Origin of the sequence: Streptomyces roseirectus, assembly GCF_014489635.1 — a bacterium.
Classification (GTDB): Bacteria; Actinomycetota; Actinomycetes; order Streptomycetales; family Streptomycetaceae; genus Streptomyces; species Streptomyces roseirectus.
In genome coordinates this window covers 1,775,858-1,790,135 of sequence record NZ_CP060828.1, presented here as the reverse complement: position 1 = coordinate 1,790,135, position 14,278 = coordinate 1,775,858, and the positions used below count along the sequence as shown (strand labels likewise).

The following is a 14,278-nucleotide window of genomic DNA, read 5'->3' as shown; positions in this document are numbered from 1 at the left end:
GCCCCGACGGACCTAGTGGGCCTCCGACTCCGAAGGCCCCCGCACCCGACGCCACAGCATCGGCGCCGCGCTGATCGCCACGGTCAGCGCGATCGCCGCGACGATGCCCTCCCAGGGCTCGGGGAAGAGGGAACCGCCCAGGATCCCGATCAGCTGGTAGGTCACCGCCCAGGCGAGGCAGGCCGGCAGGTTCCCGCGCGCGAAGCGGCGCAGCGGCCAGCCCGCCAGGATGCAGGCCAGCATGACCGGGATCCGCCCCGCCGGCACCAGCCGGGACAGCACCAGGACGGCCACGTTGTGCTCGGCGAGCCGTTCCTGCGCCTTCTCCAGCCGGTCCTCCGGCGCCCGCGCGCGGATCGCCGCCAGCCAGCGCGACCCGTTCTTCGACCCCACCCCGCGCCGCCCCAGCCAATACAGCGCCGCGTCCCCGCAGAACGCCGCCAGGGACGCCGTCACGAACACCAGCGCCAGCGCGAACGGCGCCGTCTGGTGGAACGCCACCACGGCCGCCGAACTCACCAGCGCGCCCGTCGGCACCACCGGCACCAGCGCACCGAGCAGCACCAGCAGGAACAGCGTCGGATAGCCGATTGCCTGCTGCGTCGACTCGGCGGGCGTCGTCGACGCGCTCTGCGCCAGCCACTCCCAGCTCACCGGGCGGCCTCCGGACGCACACTCTGGCCGTGCAGCAGTTTGTGCACGGTCACCTGGGGCGCGCGCACGGCGGCCAGGCGCACGAACTCGTCACCCGGCGCATGGAACTCATGGGGGCGCACGGCGTCCAACCCGATCGGCCAGTACGTGCCGTAGTGCACCGGCACCGCGCTGCGCGGCCCCAGGAGCGCGAGCGCTTCGGCCGCGCGCCCCGCGTCCAGATGCCCCTCCCCGAGGTACGGGCCCCAGCCGCCCACCGGCAGCAGCGCCACGTCGACCGGACCGACCTCCTTGGCCATCGACTCGAACAGCCCGGTGTCCCCGGCGAAGTAGGTCCGCGCCTCGCCCTCCACCACATACCCCAGCGCGGGCGCGCGCTGCGGGCCCACCGGCAGGCGCCGCCCGTCGTGCCGCGCCGGAACCGCCCGCACGCGCACGTGCCCGACGGTCGTCTCGTCGCCCGGCTCCACCTCCGTGACGTCCAGGTGGGCCAGGCGCCGCAGGCCCGGGACGGCGCGCGGGGCGCCCCGGGGCACCAGCAGGCGCGTACCCGGCGCGAGGCGCGCCAGCGACGGAATGTGCAGATGATCGGAGTGCAGGTGGGAGACGAGCGCCAGGTCGGCGCGGAGCGCGTCCTCGGGCGGCACCGCGCCCCGGCGCCTGCGCAGGTGCGCCAGCCTGCGGGCGAACAGGGGGTCGGTCAGCAGGCGTACGTTCGCATCCTCGATCGTGCAGGTGGCGTGGCCCCACCAGGTGATCTCCACCGGCACCCCTTTGCCTCCTTCGCGCGACTCCCCCGAAGCCTACGGGCAGGAGTAGGGTCGGCGGCGAAACCCGGAGGTGAGGGGGCGCCATGGGACCGGTGCGCGTCACGGCGATCGCGAGTCTGACGCCGCTTCAGGAACTCGACGACGACCCCTTCCTGGTGGACTCCCGCACCCAGCACGCCATCTGCGCCCGCTGGGCCGAGGAGCGCGGCCTCACCGTCGTGCGCGAACTCGTCGTCAGCGGACTGCGCGCCGACCACTGCGTCCTGTGGGACGGGGTGCGCCCCGGGGCCGACCTGTTCGTCGCGCCCAGCACGCGCGTGCTGGAGAGCGCCCTGTCGTCCGTCGAGGAGTTCACCGCCGAGTGCGCGCGGCGCGGGGTGCGGGTGGAGACCGTCGGCGGCGCGGAACCGGCCTACGACGCCCAGATGAAGGCCCGCGTCCACCGCAGGCTCTCCATGCCGACCGCCGGCTACGACGGCCGCTGAGGGCCGTCCCCGGTCGTGAGCGGCGGGGCGTTGTCAGTGGCGTGTGACAGGGTGGAGCCGTGAAGAGCGGTGGGCGTTGGCGGCGGATCGCCAGTCAGATCGGGCGCAGCAGCACGGTATGGGCGGCGTCCACACTCACGATGCTCGTCCTCGCCGGCATCCTGCCCGACTTCCGGCTCACCTCGAACGACGGCGAGAGCGCCACCCGCATCGCCGTCACCGCCGGCGCCGGAGCGGGCGTGTTCGGCGTCCTGTCGGCCCTGGTGTGGCCCGTCCTCGTGCGCCTGCTGCTGCTCGTGCCCGCGCTCGTCCTCGGCCTGCTGGTGTTCGCGCTCAACGGCTCGCTGCTGCTCGTCGCGCTGCGCGTCAACCCCTCGGGACAGGGCGCCGCCGCCCCCGAGACGGCCGTGATCGTCGCCGCCGTCATGTCCGCCGTCGCCTCCGCGACCGGCGGCGCGCTCGCCGTCCGCGACGACGACGCCTACCGGCGCCGCCTCTACCGCCTCGCCGACCGCAGGCGAGGCAGCGGCCCCGCGAGCCCCCAGACGCCCGGGACGGTCTTCCTCCAGTTCGACGGCGTCGGCCACGACCTGCTGCACACCGCCGCCCACACGGGCCTCATGCCGACCGTCGCCCGCTGGCTCGACGGCGACACCGGCACACACCGCCTCACCCCCTGGCGCACCGACTGGTCCAGCCAGACCGGCGCCAGCCAGCTCGGCATCCTGCACGGCTCCAACCACGACATCCCCGCCTTCCGCTGGTACGAGAAGGACACCCGGGAGGTCATGGTCTGCAACCGGCCCACCAGCGCCGCCGAACTCCAGCGCCGCGCGGTCGAGCGCACCCGCGACAGCGGCCTGCTGTCCGCCGACGGCGCGAGCCGCGGCAACCTCTTCGGCGGCGGCGCCGACGAACAGGCCCTCGTGTTGTCCGTCGCCGCCCGCCGCAGGCGCGAGAACCGCTCCCGCGCGGGCTACTTCGCCTACTTCTCCGACCCCGCCAACGCGGTGCGCACCGTGCTGTCGTTCGTCGCCGAGGTCGGCCGCGAGATCGGCCAGTCCACCCGCGCGCGGGTCCGCCGCAAACGCCCGCGCGTGAGCCGGGGCGGCCTGTACCCGATGGTGCGCGCGTTCGCGACGGTCGTCGAACGGGACGTCGTCGTGGCCGCCGTCATGGGCGACATGCTCGCCGGGCGCACGTCCGTGTACGCCGACCTCGTCGCCTACGACGAGGTCGCCCACCACTCCGGGCCGCTCAGCCGCGACGCCGAGAAGGTCCTCGCCCGCCTCGACCGCTCCCTCGCGCTCGTCGAGAAGGTCGCCGAGCACGCGCCGCGCCCGTACCGGATCGTCGTCCTGTCCGACCACGGCCAGAGCCCCGGCGAGACCTTCCACGCCCGCTACGGACTCACCCTCGGCGACCTCGTGAGGGCCGGCTGCGGACTGCCCGTGCCGCGCCGCGCCGAGCGCACCCACAGCGGCGCGGAGGCGCGCGCCGCCGTCCGCGCGGCACTGCGTCGGCCCGTCGAGGAGCGCGGTGAACGGCACCGGCCCTCCAGGCGCTCCGAGCCGATCGTCCTCGCGTCGGGGAACCTCGGCCTGATCTCCTTCCCGGACGTCCCGCACCGCATGACCAAGGAGGAGATCGACGCCCGCCACCCCGCCCTCCTGACGACCCTCGCCAACCACCCCGGCATCGGCTTCCTCCTGGTCGCCAGCGCCGAGCACGGCGGGGTCGTCCTCGGCGCGTACGGCGCGCAGATCCCGGTCGCCGACCTGGAGGACGGCAAGGGCCCCCTCGCCCCCTTCGGGCCCGGCGCCGCCGACGCCGTCCGCCGCACGCACGGCTTCCCGCACACCGCCGACGTCATGGTCAACTCCTTCCACGACCCGGACGACGGCGAAGTCCTCGCCTTCGAGGAGCAGATCGGCTCCCACGGCGGCCTCGGCGGCGCCCAGGGCAAACCGTTCCTCCTCTCCCCCCGCGCGCTGTCCGAGCCGGTCGGCGACGGCGAGGACCTGGTCGGCGCGGAACACGTCCACCAGGTCCTGCGCCGCTGGCTCACCGAGGCGAACGGGCCGCAGGTGCCGGTGGAGGACCCGGACGAGGACCGGCAGGCGGCGTAGGGGACGGGGCATACCGGCACGGCGGTCGTACCGTCGGAAAATCGGCTGCGCGCCCCCGCCCCGCCCGCCCACACTGTCCGAGGCCCCGTGAATCCGCCCGGAGCCTCGTCGATCCCCAAGGAGCCCGCCTCGTGCAGGCAGCCGTCACCGTCACCCCCGCCCGCCTCCCGGAACTCCTCCTCGGCCTCGCCACCGTGCGGCCGGTGTTCGTGTGGGGCGCGCCAGGGATCGGAAAGTCCTCCCTGGTGAGGGAGTTCGCCGACTCGCTGGGCCTGGAGTGTGTGAGTCTGCTCGGGACGCAGCTCGCGCCGGAGGACCTGATCGGGGTGCCGCAGATCAGGGACGGCCGTTCGGTGTTCTGCCCGCCGGAGACGATCGCGCGCGACGAGCCGTACTGCCTGTTCCTGGACGAGCTGAACGCGGCCACGCCCGACGTGCAGAAGGCGTTCTACTCGCTGATCCTGGACCGCCGCATCGGCAACTACGAACTCCCCGAGGGCTCGATCGTCATCGGCGCCGGCAACCGCGCCACCGACAACGCGCTCGCCCGCCCGATCGCGTCCGCGCTGGTCAACCGGCTCGCGCACATCCACCTGGAGGCGTCCCCGAAGGACTGGCTGGCGTGGGCGGCGGGCGCCGGCATCCACCCGTGGATCGTCGACCACCTCACCGACCGCCCCGACCACCTGTGGTCGAAGCCGCCGAAGACCGAGGAGCCGTTCTCCACGCCCCGCTCCTGGCACATGCTCTCCGACGCCCTGCACTCCTTCGGCCAGGGCCTCGACGAGGAGACCCTGAAGATCCTCGCCCACGGCACGCTCACCCCCACGCACGCGACCGCGTTCTGCGGGTACGTCAAGATCGTGCGCAGCCGCTTCGGCATCGAGGCCGTGCTGCGCGGTGACGCCCGCTGGCCGCACCGCGTCGAGGACCGCGACCTGCTGTACTACCTCGCCGAGTCGTTCCGCGAACGCCTGGTCAAGGAACTCCCCGCGAGCAAGGAGCACGTGTCCGCGAACGGCCGCCAGACCGCGTACCGCGCGAAGGCGCTGCTCGTCCAACTCGCCGAGATCTCCGTGGAGATCGCCCAGGAGGTCATCGCCTCCGACGCCGACGGCAACCCCGTCCTGCCGTCCTGGTTCCTCGTCGAGGCGGCCCGCGACATGCCGCGCCTGGTGGAGGCGCGCAAGTGAGCCGGGGGAGCCGGCAGAAGAAGAAGCGGGACGTCGCGGGCGAGGCGTTCATCGAGGGCATGCGGCTGATGCGGGCCAACCCGGCCCTGAACTCCGTCCCGTTGACGGCCTGCCGGCACGAGGACTGCCGACTCGCGCCCCGCGAGGGCCTGTTGGTCGTCGAGTCCGACGGCGTCGCGCACGCCCACCCCGACCGGCTCGCCGAACCCGCCGAGTGGGCCTGGGCGTTGGCCCACGCCGCCCTCCACCTCGGCTTCGGCCACGTCCCCGCCGCGCGCGGCGAACGCGTCCAGCCCGACCGCGCCGACCTCGCCGCCCGCTGCGCCGTCGTCAACCGCTTCCTGCTCACCTTCCCCGTCGGCCGCGCCCCCGACGACCTCCCGGCCGGTTACCCCGACGGCGACGAGGACCGGCTCGCCGCCCGCTGGCGGCGCGACGGGATCCCCCTCGCCTACGAGCGCTGCGGCACCGCGGGCGGTGAACCCGACCAACTGCTTCTCACCTGGTCCCACGACCAGCAGCAACCCCCGGACTGGCAGCCGGAGTTCGCGCACGCCCTGACCCGCACCATGAGCGCCGCCATGGACGTCGCGGGCGGCCGGCGCGACACCCTCACCGGCGAGAAGGAGCCCCTGCGGCCCTGGCAGCGCGCGCTGAGCTGGTTCATCTCCGCCTATCCCCTCCTCGGCGGCATCGCGGCCGGCATCACCCTCGTCGCCGACGCCGAACTCGCCCGCGCCCACGGCATCTCCGTCGCCGCCGTGAACGCCGAGGCGGGCGAGATCTACGTCAACCCGATGGTCCAACTGGACGACGAGGAATGGCGGTTCGTCCTCGCCCACGAGATGCTGCACGCCGCCCTGCGCCACGGCGACCGCCGCGGACCCCGCGACCCCTACCTCTTCAACGTCGCCTGCGACTACGTCGTCAACGCCTGGCTGCGTGAGATGAACGTCGGCGTCATGCCCGAAGGGCTGCTGTACGACCCGGAGTTGACGGGGCTGTCCGCCGAGGAGGTGTACGACCGGATCGCCGGCGACCTGCGCCGCATGCGGCGGCTCGCCACCCTGCGCGGCAAGGGGCTCGGCGACATGCTCGGCGCCCCGCTCGGCCCGCCCGCCGACCACGTCGACCTCGACGAGTTCTACCGGCGCGGCCTGTGCCAGGGCTTCGACCTGCACGAGCGCCAGGAACGCGGCCTCCTGCCCGCCGGGCTGGTCGAGGAGATCCGCGCGCTCAGCCATCCGCCGCTGCCGTGGGACGCGCGACTCGCGCGCTGGTTCGACGAGTTCGTGCCGCGCCCCGAACCCCTGCGGACGTACGCCCGTCCCTCCCGGCGGCAGGCGGCCACCCCCGACATCCCGCGCGCCGGACGGTACTTCCCGCCCGAGGAGGCCGAGCGGTGCACCTTCGGCGTCGTCCTCGACACCTCCGGCTCCATGGACCGCACGCTGCTCGGCAAGGCGCTGGGCGCCATCGCCTCGTACGCCGAGGCGCGGGACGTCCCCGCCGCGCGCGTCGTGTTCTGCGACGCCGCGCCCTACGACGCCGGCTACCTGCCGGTGACCGAGATCGCCGGGAGGGTACGGGTGCGCGGGCGTGGGGGGACCCAACTCCAGCCGGGCGTCGACCTGTTGCTGCGCGCGGCGGACTTTCCGGCGGGGGCGCCGGTGCTCGTCATCACCGACGGGTGGTGCGACGTGCTGCGGGTGCGGCGCGAGCACGCGTATCTGGTGCCGCAGGGGCGAAGGCTGCCGTTCACGCCCCGGGGGCCGGTCTTTCACGTGCGCTGACAGGGAGTGTGATCGGATAGGGGGCACGGATACCCGGAACCGGGACCGACGCGACAGCGAAAGGAACAGCCGTGGCCACCACGCGCACCGCACACACCGTCTGGGAAGGCAACCTGGTCGAGGGGAACGGGACCGTCTCGTTCGACTCCTCCGGCATCGGCGAGCAGGCCGTGTCGTGGCCGTCGCGCGCCGAGGCGGCGAACGGGAAGACCAGCCCCGAGGAGCTGATCGCCGCCGCCCACTCCAGCTGCTTCTCCATGGCCCTCTCGCACGGCCTGACCGGCGCCGGCACCCCGCCCACCCGCCTGGAGACCAAGGCGGACGTCACCTTCCAGCCCGGCACCGGCATCACCGGCATCCACCTCACCGTCCGCGGTGAGGTCCCCGGCCTCGACGCGGACGGCTTCGCCGCGGCCGCCGAGGACGCCAAGAAGAACTGCCCGGTGAGCCAGGCGCTCGCGGGCACGGAGATCACGCTGACGGTCGAGTCCGTCTGAGACGCGACCGGCTGACGCCCACCGACGCGCGGGTTCCCCTGGAGGGGGCCCGCGCGTTGCCGTTCCCCACACGCCCCCTTGACAACCCCCCGCTCAAGTTTTGTGCTGGAAGTCGTACACACCCGGACGGAAGGGGACGGCGATGGGACGGCCGGTCGGGATCGATCTGGGGACGACGAACTCGGTGGTGGCGGTACTGGAGGGAGGGGAGCCGACAGTCGTCGCGAACGCGGAGGGCGCGCGGACGACGCCGTCGGTCGTGGCGTTCGCCAAGAACGGTGAGGTACTGGTCGGCGAGGTCGCCAAACGCCAGGCGGTGACGAACGTCGACCGCACCGCACGCTCCGTCAAACGCCATATGGGCGACGCGAGTTGGCGCTTCCCCGAGCAGGGCTCGATCGACGGGGCACGGCTGCGCGCCCAGGAACTCTCCGCCCGCGTGCTCCAGAAGCTGAAGCGCGACGCGGAGGCGTACCTCGGCGAGGACGTCACCGACGCCGTCATCACCGTCCCCGCCTACTTCGACGATGCCCAGCGCCAGGCCACCAAGGAGGCCGGGGAGATCGCGGGCCTGAAGGTGCTGCGGATCATCAACGAACCGACGGCCGCCGCCCTCGCGTACGGACTCGACCGGGGCGAGGAGCAGACGGTCCTCGTCTTCGACCTCGGCGGCGGCACGTTCGACGTCTCCCTCCTGGAGATCGGCGACGGCGTCATCGAGGTCAAGGCCACCAACGGCGACACGCACCTCGGCGGCGACGACTGGGACCAGCGGATCGTCGAGTATCTGGTCAAGCGGTTCAAGGGCCAGTACGGCGTGGACCTCGGCAAGGACAGGATGGCGCTCCAACGCCTGCGCGAGGCCGCCGAGAAGGCGAAGATCGAGCTGTCGTCGTCGACCGAGACGACCGTCAACCTGCCCTACATCACCGCCTCCGACGAAGGCCCGATGCACCTCGACGAGAAACTGACGCGGGCTCAGTTCCAGGAGCTGACCGCCGACTTGCTCGACCGCTGCCGCACCCCCTTCCACCAGGCGGTCAAGGACGCCAAGGTGCAACTGTCCGCCGTCGACCACGTCATCCTCGTCGGCGGCTCCACCCGCATGCCCGTGGTCGCCGACCTGGTACGGGAGTTGACCGGCAAGGACCCGCACCGGGGCGTCAACCCCGACGAGGTCGTGGCCCTCGGCGCCTCGCTCCAGGCCGGCGTCATCCGCGGCGACGTGAAGGACGTCCTGTTGCTCGACGTCACCCCGCTGTCCCTCGGCATCGAGACCAAGGGCGGCATCATGACGAAGCTCATCGAGCGCAACACCACGATCCCCACCCGGCGTTCGGAGATCTTCACCACCGCCGTCGACAACCAGCCCTCCGTCGGCATCCAGGTCTACCAGGGCGAACGCGAGATCGCCGCCTACAACAAGAAGCTCGGCGTCTTCGACCTCACCGGACTGCCGCCCGCCCCGCGCGGTGTCCCGCAGATCGAGGTCGCCTTCGACATCGACGCCGACGGGATCATGCACGTCTTCGCGAAGGACCTCGCGACCGGCCGCGAGCAGAAGATGACCGTCACCGGCGGCTCCGCCCTGCCCAAGGACGACATCGACCGCATGATGCGCGACGCCGAACGGTACGCGGACGACGACCGCAGGCGCCGCGAGGCCGTCGAGACCCGCAACCAGGCCGAACAACTCGTCCACCAGACCGAGAAGTTCGTCCGCGAGAACGAGGCGAGCGTGCCCGCCGGCACCAGGGCCGAGGTGGACGCCGCCCTCGGCGAGGTGCGCACGCTGCTCCAAGGGGAGCCGGACACCGCCGAGTTGCGGGCCGGCGTCGAGAAACTGTCCGCCGTCAGCCAGCGGATGGGGCAGGCCATGTACGAGCGGGCCCAGGAGCCGCCGGCGGGCGGGGCGTCCGAGGAGGAGGGCGTCGTGGACGCCGAGATCGTCGACGACGAACGGGACGAACGGGAGGGGAAGGGCGGCGCCGCGTAGCGTCCGGGCACCGGTGTCGGAAACGTCCCGGTCATGCGTACAGTGGCCGAAAGCGGTGCGAACAGGGGAGCGGGGCATGAGCGCCAGACAGCAGGTCGACGCCGAGCGGATGATCGCGGAGGCGCGCAAGGCGTTCTTCGTGATGTTCGCGTTCGTGGCCGTCGTCTGGGCGGTCCAGCTCGCCAACTTCGCGGACGACTACGGGCTTTCGCGCGAGTACGGCATCGTCTCCGGCGACGCCGGCTCCCTGCCGCACCTCCTCTCCGCGCCCTTCCTGCACTGGAACTGGGCCCACCTGGAAAGCAACTCGGGTCCGCTGTTCGTCTTCGGCTTCCTCGCCGCGTACCGGGGCGTCGCCAAGTTCCTGGTGCTGTCGGGGCTCGTCGCGCTGGTCAGCGGGGCGGCCGTCTGGCTCTTCGAGGACGACCGGGTCTCGACCGTCGGCGCGAGCGGGCTGATCTTCGGTTACTTCGGGTACGTCGTGGTGCGCGGGCTCTTCGACCGGCACCTCGTCGACAGCCTCATCGGCGTGGTGATGGGCGCGTCGTTCGCCTATCTCCTCACCGTCGCCGTGCCCGGTACACCCGGGGTGAGCTGGCTCGGGCACCTCGGCGGGCTCGTCGGCGGGCTGCTGGGGGCGTGGCTGCTGCGCGACCGGGCGCCGAGGGCGGCGAAGACGCCGACGGCCGGGGCCGCGCCGGTGCCGGCAGCGCCGTCCGCGCCCGCCGTGACCGACGGAGGCGGGACGAAGGGGGCGCCGCCGGCGTCGTCCGGGGACAATCCGCGCGCGGATCTGCACAAGGAGCTGCGGGACCTGGGGCTGATGTAGCGGGCGTTGCGGCTGCCGTGGCGGGCACTGAGGCAGCCCCTCACCCCTTGCGTCCCACCCCCGCGTACACCGGCACGATGCCCTCTGCCTGATCCGCCACGTCCTGGGGATCCGGCCGCCACCCGGGCACCGGGATCACGCCGGGCCCCAGCAGCTCAAGTCCCTCGAAGAAGCGGGCGAACTCGTGGAGCGGGCGGGGGAAGAACGGGGTACCGGAGCGCCGGAACTGCTCGGTGGCCCGCGCGACCTCCTCCGGGTTCAGATCGGGCGTGACCTGCGAGAGGATCAGCCAGCTGCCGGGCGCCAGCGCGTCGACGTACCGCCTCAGCAGGTCGTGGACACCGTCGTCCAGGTAGTGCGTGAGCGCCACCAGCGACAGGGCGACCGGCCGGGAGAGATCCAGCGACTTCGCGGCGTCGGCCAGCAGGGACGCGTGGTCGCGGACGTCGGCGTGCACGTACTGGGTGACGCCCTCGGGGGTGCCCCGCAGCAGCGCCTGCGCGTGCCGCAGGACGATCGGGTCGTTGTCGGCGTACACCACACGCGCCTCGGGCACGACACCCTGCACGACCTGGTGCAGGTTCGGCTCGGTCGGGATGCCCGTCCCGACGTCGAGGAACTGCCGCAGCCCCGCCTCGGCGGCCGTGCGCGCCGCGCGCTGCATGAAGCGCCGGTTGGCACGGGCGCCGCGCACCACGGTCGGGTCGACCGCCAGGATCCGGCGCGCCAGCGCCTCGTCCACCGGGTAGTTGTCCTTGCCGCCGAGCCACCAGTCGTACACGCGCGCCGGGTGCGGACGCGTGGTGTCGATACGGACGGTCTCGCCGTCGGGTCCGGTCATGGTCGCCGCCGCTCTCAGTAACTGTCGCGGATCTCGCGCAGGATCTGCTGGGTGCGTTGTGCCGATGCCGCGTGGGTCGTCATGTGGTCGAGGACTTCGAGGTGGGCCGAGACCTCCTTGCGGGAGTCCAGGTAGAGGGCGCCGGTCAGGTACTCGGTGACGACCATGTCGGGGAGTTCGGGTTCGGCGAAGCGGAACAGGGAGAAGGGGGCGTACGTCCCGGGGTGCGGGCCTGCCGCGAACTCGGAGATCTGGAGCGTGACGCGGTCGCGTTCGCTGAACTCGATGAGTTTGTCGAGCTGTTCGCGCATGACCGAGCAGTCGGTGCTCACCGGGCGGCGCAGCACCGTCTCGTCCATGACGGTCCACAGGTGCGGCGGGTTGTCACGCTCCAGGAGGGCCTGCCGGGCCATCCGCAGGGTGACGTGCCGCTCGATGGTCTCGGGGGTGGTCTGGCCGACCGTGCCCGCTTCGAGGACCGCGCGCGCGTAGTTCTCCGTCTGGAGCAGACCGGGCACGAAGTGCGGCTCGTACGAGCGGATCATCCGCGCCGCGCCCTCCAGGCTGACGTAGAGGCTGAACCACTCGGGCAGCACGTCGTGGAACCGCTGCCACCAGCCGGGCCGGTTGGCGTCCTCGGCGAGCATGACGAACGCCGCCGCCTCGTCGTTCGGCACCCCGTACGTCTCCAGCAGGACCTGGACGTACGGGATCTTCAGGGCGACCTCGGCGGTCTCCATGCGCCGGACCGTGGCGGGCGCCACCCGCAGGGCCCGGGCCGCCTCCTCCCGGCCGAGGCCGGCCGTCTCCCGCAGCTCCTGGAGCCGTCTGCCGAGTACCACCTGGCCCACCGTGGGCGCGGGCCGCCGCTCACTCACGCCACGTCTCCCCTACGCGTCGAGAACTGTGTGCAGTGTGTCATGTTCCGGTGTGGGTCTCACGGGTGTGAAGAGAGATTCAGCGGCGAGACTGCGGGTGCATGATGTGTGATATATCGTACGCCTTTCAGGTGGTGCGTGACATATCACGTACCACAGCTTTACCTTCCCGCCCGGCCCCGCCCCGATGCGCACCGCACTGATCCTTTGTCAGGACGCGTACGCCTGAAGGTGTTTCGCCGTCGCCGGGTCGGCCGGCAGAAACGTCTCCACGGCCAGTTCGGCGACCGTCACGTCCATCGGGGTGTTGAACGTGGAGATCGACGACACGAACGACAGGGTGCGACCCTCGTGCGTGATCCGCAAGGGCAGCGCGAAATCCGGCACTTCACCGCCGGACCCGTCCCCGGGCGCGCTGGCAGGCACCGGGTACGCGGCGACCTCCTCGTACAACTCCCGCAGCCTCGGCGACCGGTGGAGGGCGAGCTGGCGCTCCATCTGGTGCAGGAGATGCCCGCGCCACTCCCGCAGGTTCAGCACGCGCGGCGCGAGACCGCCCGGGTGCAGGGTCAGCCGCATCGCGTTGAGGGGCGGCGTGAGCAGCGCCTCGTCGACACCGTCCAGGAGCATCGCGATGCCGCGGTTCGCGGCGACGACCGTGTAGACACCGTCCACCACCAGCGCCGGGTACGGCTCGTAGCCCCGGATCAGCCGCTCCAGGCCCGCGCGCACCCCGTCGAGCGCCGGGTCGTCGAGCGGGGTCTCGGTGAAGCGCGGGGCGTAACCCGCCGCCAGCAGAAGGGCGTTGCGCTCCCGCACCGGCACCTCCAGATGCTCGGCGAGCCTCAGCACCATCTCCTCGCTGGGCCTCGCCCGCCCCGTCTCGACGAAGCTGATGTGCCGCGCCGACGACTCCGCGCGCAGCGCCAGCTCCAACTGGCTGAGCCGACGCCGCTGCCGCCACGCTCGCAGCAGTGGTCCGGCGCCTTGGGCAGGGGCGGTGGACGAGGGGGCGGCGCCGCTCGGGACAATGGTCATGAGGGCGACCGTAGTTGACCGGAGCCCGGAACCGGACGGGCGAGAAGGAGAGCCGAGCAGATGACCGAGCCGTGGAAGCCGCGGTCCTTCGAGGCGGAGGCCGTGTACCGGGCCCGGGTGCGCGGCTGCCTGCTCGGCGGGGCCGTCGGCGACGCCCTCGGCTATCCCGTCGAGTTCCTGTCCCTGGACCGCATCCGCGCCGCCCACGGCCCGCGAGGTGTCACACATTACGTACCGGACGGCGACAACATCCTCGGCCGCGTCAGCGACGACACCCAGATGACCCTCTTCACCGTCGAGGGCCTGCGCCAGATCAAGGAGAGCGAACGCCTCGGCCGACGCCAGGTCGAACGCACCCGCGTGATCCGCTGGGCCTACGACCGCTGGCTGCACACCCAGACGGTGCCCCGCCCCGACGGCGGCCCCGCCTACGAGGGACCCTCCGGCGGGCTCGTCGACGAACCCTGGCTCTACGCCCGCCGCGCCCCCGGCAGCGCCTGCCTCTCCGGGCTCGGCGTCCCCCACTCCGACGCCGCCTGGTCCGAACTCGGTGAGCCCGGCCGCGTCAACCCGGACTCGAAGGGGTGCGGCACCGTCATGCGGTCGGCGCCCTTCGGGCTGACCGGCGCCGACCCCGGCACCGCCTTCGGGTTCGCCGCCCGCTGCGCGCAGCTCACCCACGGGCACCCGACCGGCTACTACGCGGCCGGAGCGTTCGCCGCGATCGTCGCCCACCTGGTGCGCGGCGAGTCCCTGGAGGCCGCCGTCCTGCGCACCCTGCGCCTCCTCGCGCCCTACCCCCGCCACGAGGAGACGGCGACCGCCCTGCGCCGGGCCCTCGAACTCGCCTCCTACGACGGGGCCCACGCCTCCAAGGTCGAGGAACTGGGCGAGGGCTGGGTCGCCGAGGAGGCGCTGGCCATGGCCGTGTACGCGGCCCTCGCCGAACCCGACGTCGAGAGCGCCCTGTTGCTGTCGGTCAACCACTCCGGCGACAGCGACTCCACGGGGTCGCTCTGCGGGAACCTCCTAGGCGTGATGCACGGCGACCTCGCGCTGCCGCAGCGCTGGGTCGAACAGGTCGAGGGGCGTGCCCGGATCGCGGCACTGGCCGACGACTTCGCCGCCGAGTGGGCGGGGCGGGCGCGGTAGTGGCAGGCTGAAGGGGAACTCCG

The 14,278-nt window shown here is 72.7% G+C and carries 13 protein-coding genes; 8 read left to right on the top strand and 5 right to left on the bottom strand.

The genetic code is table 11. The features are described from left to right. Nucleotides 1-12: 12 nt before the first annotated feature. Both IAG44_RS07270 and IAG44_RS07265 read right to left on the bottom strand, forming a co-directional pair. Nucleotides 13-654, bottom strand: coding sequence for a DedA family protein (locus tag IAG44_RS07270; protein ID WP_246561562.1), 642 nt, complete (start codon nt 652-654; stop codon nt 13-15). Further along, a complete protein-coding gene (locus IAG44_RS07265) occupies nt 651-1,424 on the bottom strand; it encodes an MBL fold metallo-hydrolase (protein WP_187746296.1) in 774 nt (257 codons plus the stop codon). The genes IAG44_RS07270 and IAG44_RS07265 overlap by 4 nt, the downstream gene beginning before the upstream one ends. A gap of 83 nt (nt 1,425-1,507) precedes the next feature. Here IAG44_RS07265 and IAG44_RS07260 point away from each other — a divergent pair, with 83 nt between their 5' ends. The 7 genes from IAG44_RS07260 to IAG44_RS44230 all read left to right on the top strand — a co-directional run bounded on the left by IAG44_RS07260 (nt 1,508) and on the right by IAG44_RS44230 (nt 10,346). Further along, nucleotides 1,508-1,909, top strand: coding sequence for a hypothetical protein (locus IAG44_RS07260; protein WP_187746295.1), 402 nt, complete (start codon nt 1,508-1,510; stop codon nt 1,907-1,909). A gap of 59 nt (nt 1,910-1,968) precedes the next feature. Further along, a complete protein-coding gene (locus IAG44_RS07255) occupies nt 1,969-4,038 on the top strand; it encodes an alkaline phosphatase family protein (RefSeq protein WP_187746294.1) in 2,070 nt (689 codons plus the stop codon). Between the two features lie 131 nt (nt 4,039-4,169). Then, nucleotides 4,170-5,231, top strand: a complete 1,062-nt coding sequence (locus IAG44_RS07250; RefSeq protein ID WP_187746293.1) for an ATP-binding protein — start codon at nt 4,170-4,172, stop codon at nt 5,229-5,231. Next, nucleotides 5,228-7,024: a vWA domain-containing protein gene (locus IAG44_RS07245; protein ID WP_187746292.1), complete on the top strand. Its 1,797-nt coding sequence runs from the start codon at nt 5,228-5,230 to the stop codon at nt 7,022-7,024. The genes IAG44_RS07250 and IAG44_RS07245 overlap by 4 nt, the downstream gene beginning before the upstream one ends. Before the next feature lie 71 nt (nt 7,025-7,095). After that, entirely contained in the window at nt 7,096-7,521 is a 426-nt protein-coding gene (locus tag IAG44_RS07240) for an OsmC family protein (protein ID WP_187746291.1), read from the top strand. A 142-nt stretch (nt 7,522-7,663) separates the two neighbouring features. After that, the gene (gene dnaK / locus IAG44_RS07235; RefSeq protein ID WP_187746290.1) at nt 7,664-9,517 is read left to right on the top strand and encodes a molecular chaperone DnaK; all 1,854 of its coding nucleotides are present in this window, start codon (nt 7,664-7,666) and stop codon (nt 9,515-9,517) included. A gap of 76 nt (nt 9,518-9,593) precedes the next feature. Next, a complete protein-coding gene (locus IAG44_RS44230; protein WP_187746289.1) occupies nt 9,594-10,346 on the top strand; it encodes a rhomboid family intramembrane serine protease in 753 nt (250 codons plus the stop codon). Between the two features lie 40 nt (nt 10,347-10,386). Here IAG44_RS44230 and IAG44_RS07225 read toward each other — a convergent pair whose 3' ends face one another. The 3 genes from IAG44_RS07225 to IAG44_RS07215 form a co-directional block, all read right to left on the bottom strand. After that, the gene (locus IAG44_RS07225) at nt 10,387-11,187 is read right to left on the bottom strand and encodes an SAM-dependent methyltransferase (RefSeq protein ID WP_187746288.1); all 801 of its coding nucleotides are present in this window, start codon (nt 11,185-11,187) and stop codon (nt 10,387-10,389) included. A 14-nt stretch (nt 11,188-11,201) separates the two neighbouring features. Beyond that, complete coding sequence (locus tag IAG44_RS07220; RefSeq protein ID WP_187746287.1) at nt 11,202-12,065, bottom strand: helix-turn-helix domain-containing protein; 864 nt, start codon at nt 12,063-12,065, stop codon at nt 11,202-11,204. A 210-nt stretch (nt 12,066-12,275) separates the two neighbouring features. Next, a complete protein-coding gene (locus IAG44_RS07215) occupies nt 12,276-13,103 on the bottom strand; it encodes a helix-turn-helix domain-containing protein (RefSeq protein WP_187746286.1) in 828 nt (275 codons plus the stop codon). Nucleotides 13,104-13,163: 60 nt separating this feature from the next. On the opposite strand from IAG44_RS07215, the gene IAG44_RS07210 reads away from it, so the two are divergent. Continuing rightward, a complete protein-coding gene (locus IAG44_RS07210) occupies nt 13,164-14,255 on the top strand; it encodes an ADP-ribosylglycohydrolase family protein (RefSeq protein WP_187746285.1) in 1,092 nt (363 codons plus the stop codon). Nucleotides 14,256-14,278: the final 23 nt, after the last annotated feature.